Raw genomic sequence first — 4,625 nt, 5'->3', positions numbered from 1 at the left:
ATGTCATGTCGTTGATAGGCATCAGCCATTCGCGTCCACCGCAGTTTATGTAAAAAACTATTTTAACATATCACGTGACGACACTGTCTAGTCACAACGGCAAATTTGTCATCTGAAACGAGAAGTTTTCGATGTGTGTTCCCCAAGAACACCAATGTGAAGTTATCGAATCGTTCTTTGATAGCAGTCAGACTCCGTTCGGCTTGGGACGTAATAGCTGGCTTTTGCTTTGCCTTGTCGGCGCCTCGTGCCCCCTCCTCGTCCGCAAGGCCGTAACCAATTGATACGTCCACCCCATTCCTCAATAGCGCCTCCAATGAGGAAATAAACATGTTGTCGATGACGTAGTGGGTTATCCAAGGTGCGACGATCAACAGTTTTTTCTTCGTAACTGTAAGGGCCTTCCGAAGTAGCCCAGGATGCTCATGCATTCGAATACAACGTTGGGTCATAGCCCTTAAGCGAGCGATAGCTGCCTCTGGTTGTGGCTCACCACTTTTGTCTGGCCGCTCTTGCTTAGGCACATCACCAACCTCGATGTCCTCCCCAGCATTAGCTTGGGAGGAAACTTCGTACTCAAGCGAAAGTAATTCCTCCAACTTTTGTTTCTCGCTGACCCCTTTGATTAGGTCATCCAGCGGTGGCAGTTCTGGAGTAGCTAACGCATGATTTGCCCCTGCTAGTTCAGGGCCACCTAGTTCTCTGAATGCGTTTTCGTGTCCAAGCGAAAAGCCATCATCGAGATAGAAGGCAACCTGAACATCTTCGCTAGATAGCGAACGGTAAAACAGCATGATGCAAGGCAAGAAGTGCATTTCTCTACGTTCAATACGTCGCACCGCCAGCAGCTCTCTAGTCCCTTCATCTCTTCGAGGTATCTTCTGAAGGACTTTGTCGATGTCTGCTAGAGGAATATCCTCGACCTCTGGTCGTTTTGCACCGCAAAGCGGTACCTCATACCAACCGTGTTCCTTGATTTCCCGAGGCTTGAACAGGGATGACGTCGAAATGAACCGAATTTTTCGTTCATACGGGTCAAAGACAAACTTGACTACACTTTCTTGGGGCACCACCTCTTTGAGAGTTGTCAGGGTTGTACGTCCTTTCACCGTCAGCGAAACAACAGCATTAGCGCTCTCCGTTGGGCGAGAATAATTAATACACTCCGTGGTATTCAGCCCTGCCAGAACGCTGTTCAGAACAATCCGTGGCAGGCCAAGAAATGCGGAGATATCCTCTGGGTCGCCGAGGCCTGCGCTTACAGCCCCCAGACATGCTTCCTCAATCGGACCTAGGCTTTTCTTATCAAGCGTCAATAGCCTAGACGTGAGCAGATAATTTGGTAGAGCTGCCTCCTTAAACGCCACAAGAGAAAAACCTGGCCGGGCGTAGGCGACCTCCTCAAGAACTTGTTCGAGAATCATTGTTTAATTTCCTCCAGAATACAGTCCTGTGGGTTGCCCCGGATATAGTCAATGACTCGTTTAAGTGGATTAGACTGACCTTCCGCTTCCTCGCAGAACAAGTGGTCGCCAACGATGACCAAATGCTCCTTGCCACGCGATAGAGCCACATTGATTCGTTCCATTTCGCGGAGGAAACCCAGCCCGCGGACATCTGAACGCGTCACCGAGAAAATGAGGATGTCGGCTTCTCGCCCCTGAAAGGCATCAACCACATTAACGTAGATATCGGAGAACGAACTCCATTCGTGCCGCTTATTCTGGATGGCCGCATGCAACCGAGAGCGTTGTTCACCATACCCGGCAAGCACTGCAACGGAATACTGCTTTCCTTTACCCTTTCCATGCCGTAACTCGAAGTCGATTCTCCCTAGCAAGTCAGAAATGTACTTAACTTCAAAGCCATTCCATTGAGAGGTTCCCATTGGCTTTGATGCTTTTCCTGTACACCTGCTGGTAGAGAACCATGTCACTGGACACGGCAGTGTTCTATCAAGAAACCCCAAGGGTGCTCGTTCTGCGCTTTTCAATTCGGAGTCATAGAAGCAGGCAGAAATCAGGTTGCCGATGGCAGGTAGCATCCGGTGCTGAGTTGAAAGCGCTTTTCGGAGGTCTTTGGGCAAACCATCCCGCAGATGGTTAAAGAGTGTTGCCTTCTGGTCTCCGACACTTAAAGAAAACCGCTGAAGGATTCCGGATGACTGTAGTTCCGGGTCCTGGAATGGAGAAAGTTGCCTATCATCACCTACCAATATTGTTCGCCTAGCCCTCGCCATGGGTACCAGGACTTCGGTTGGTGTCGCGATGGATGCTTCATCCACGATACAAAGGTCGTAGGTGATTTCGTTCCTGCCAGGCACACTCATTACCCCTAGGCAGGTACCGGCAACCACCTGCGATTGCATTACCAATGCTGCCTTGAACTGTGGGCTCCTCCCGAATCTAACCTCCCAATCAGAGTGAATAGCCAGCATCTTTCGGAGTTGGGACACTTGGGTCGAGTCTGCAACATAGCTATTAGCCCACGACCGCAGCTCCTCAGAATTGCTATCGGCAAAATGTTCAACGGTATCTTTATCGGCCTCATATTTACGAAGCTCGGCAAGGGATTCCTTCATATCCTTTGTCAGGGCATCCTGCTCCCTAATCAACTCTGACTGAAGCTCCTCCAAGTCCGCCCGTACATCCGTTTCAAGTGACTTCTTGTCTCTGGATAGAGTCTGTTCGATATCAGAAATTTGCGACTGAACTCGCTCAAGCCTCTCTCGAAGGCCTGCGTGTCTTTCCAAGGCCATAGCCATTCGGGTATTGCTGAGGTCGACACCACTTTTTTGCGCCCAGGTTTCGATGAACTCCTTACCCTTTGCAAGGGCGCTTTTTCGCATGGCCGGCAGTTTTCGGTCAATCAACAGTGTCTTTGTTTTTTCTGCAATACGTTCATCGCTTTCATGGCCAATTCGAATTGCCCGAACCTCTTCCTTGCTCTCCTTGAGTATCCTTTCAAGTGAGTTGTCCAGCGCTACGTGTGTTTGGGAAGTTAGGAGCACACGGGCGTTGGGATTTCTTCTTAAGGTCTGCAATACAACCTCAGTAATGAATAATGTTTTCCCTGCTCCAGGAGGCCCTTGCACCAGCATTAAAGCAGGCTCCGACAATGCTGTGCGTACAGCATCGCGTTTGTTGTCGTCCATGTTTTTCTGAATAAATGTAATTTCCCCTGGAACTGGGACTGGCACTTCAGAAGGCTCGACAACGTAGTCTCCTAAGAGCTGATTGACTGAGCGCCCAAACCGCACAGCGTCCACCGCTGACTTCTGCCGGTCCAGAGCAACATCTGCTTTCGATGTATCAACGCTAAGTACCCCCTGGTTTGGAAGTGCGCTTGTCTCGACTCGATTTCGTTCGCTTGCCTGAACAAGGATTGTGCCTTCGGAAACAGATACTACTGAACCGGAGAAAGTCTCTCCTGAAGCTATTTCAACTTGAACGTCTTGGCCGTCAAGCGATTGAACGTCAGCCCCCACATTAACCGTGAAGCGGACGACACCCCCTGAAATTTCGAAATCAGCGTAGGCAAAACGGCGTTTTCTCTGGCGTTCAAGCTCGGTCTTTGCGCTGAGCAGATCAAGCCATGTCTTGTAGATGGCCTGCTGCCTCTGTTGTACGCGGAGTACTTTCTGATCAGCTTCGAACTGCAAGAGTTCATCTTGTAGTTGTGCAATGTGGCCGCTTGAAACGGAGGGGAGAACCCCTTCAAAGCAAAATTCATAGACAGCAGGTGAAGCCTCGTCTCGATTGCGTTCTGATTCGGAAGAAGATTGCTCAAGAGCCGATACGAGCAATAGTTTTTCACCCGTAGGTTGGGCCATGATTGCAATGTAGCCATACCGGCCACCCAGCAATCGTATTGACCTCCCCAAGGGGACGCTACCATCAGGACCAGGATTTGGTTCACGGGGGTCGTGGACGTACGAAGCACTCTGCAAGTCGTTTTCAACAAACTTTTGAATCTCGGTATCGGACTTCAACGCAAGGTCGTAATCGATGATTTGCTTAACTTTGTTCGTCAGACTTACCAGAATCCGCCCTTTTTTCTGATTGGGAGCTGGAGGAACTAGCCGGTCGATTTCAGCCAGTAGAACAGCCGCATTTATCTGCCTCTCACTGGGATTGTCCAACGAGACAGATCTCCTCAGCAAGCGCTTTAGTGGTTCCTCAATCGCTAGCTGCTCAAGCTTGGTGATTAGCGCTAGGTGGTTGTCAATTCGGGATTCTGAAAGGGCCGCAATGGATAATGCTACGAACCCAAAAACATCACGGCTATAGCTGTAACTCCCATCATCAAGCTCGGGAGGGGCATAAGGGAACGATGCAAAGTGAGCCAAAGTCACACCTGGCTCCAAGAAATTACGAATCTTGGAGATACCGAAGTCACATACTTTAGCTATACCTTCTGCAGTGATAAGGATGTTAGAGGGTTTGATATCGCGATGGACTGTCCTATGGGAATGCGCAAAAGCCAGTGCTTCAAGAATCTGCCTGCCAACCTTCGAAAAAAAGGAATTCCAAGGGGGTATCCGCGATTTTGTGTAAACGGGAAATCGTTTAAAGCTGCGGCATGCGCTCATCGAACATGATCGTGAACCGATTTAACGCGGCCTT

The 4,625-nt window shown here is 49.7% G+C and carries 2 protein-coding genes; both read right to left on the bottom strand.

Annotated elements, in window-relative coordinates; genetic code table 11:
* Positions 1–62: 62 nt before the first annotated feature.
* A complete protein-coding gene (locus EI185_RS17490; RefSeq protein ID WP_124706429.1) occupies positions 63–1,424 on the bottom strand; it encodes a hypothetical protein in 1,362 nt (453 codons plus the stop codon).
* Complete coding sequence (locus EI185_RS18405) at positions 1,421–4,591, bottom strand: AAA domain-containing protein (protein WP_124706428.1); 3,171 nt, start codon at positions 4,589–4,591, stop codon at positions 1,421–1,423. The genes EI185_RS17490 and EI185_RS18405 overlap by 4 nt, the downstream gene beginning before the upstream one ends.
* Positions 4,592–4,625 lie beyond the last annotated feature (34 nt).

The organism is Sulfuriferula multivorans, assembly GCF_003851125.1.
Classification (GTDB): domain Bacteria; phylum Pseudomonadota; class Gammaproteobacteria; order Burkholderiales; family Sulfuriferulaceae; genus Sulfuriferula; species Sulfuriferula multivorans.
Note: the sequence above shows the minus strand (reverse complement) of the source record. Positions and strands in the feature narration are given on the sequence as shown.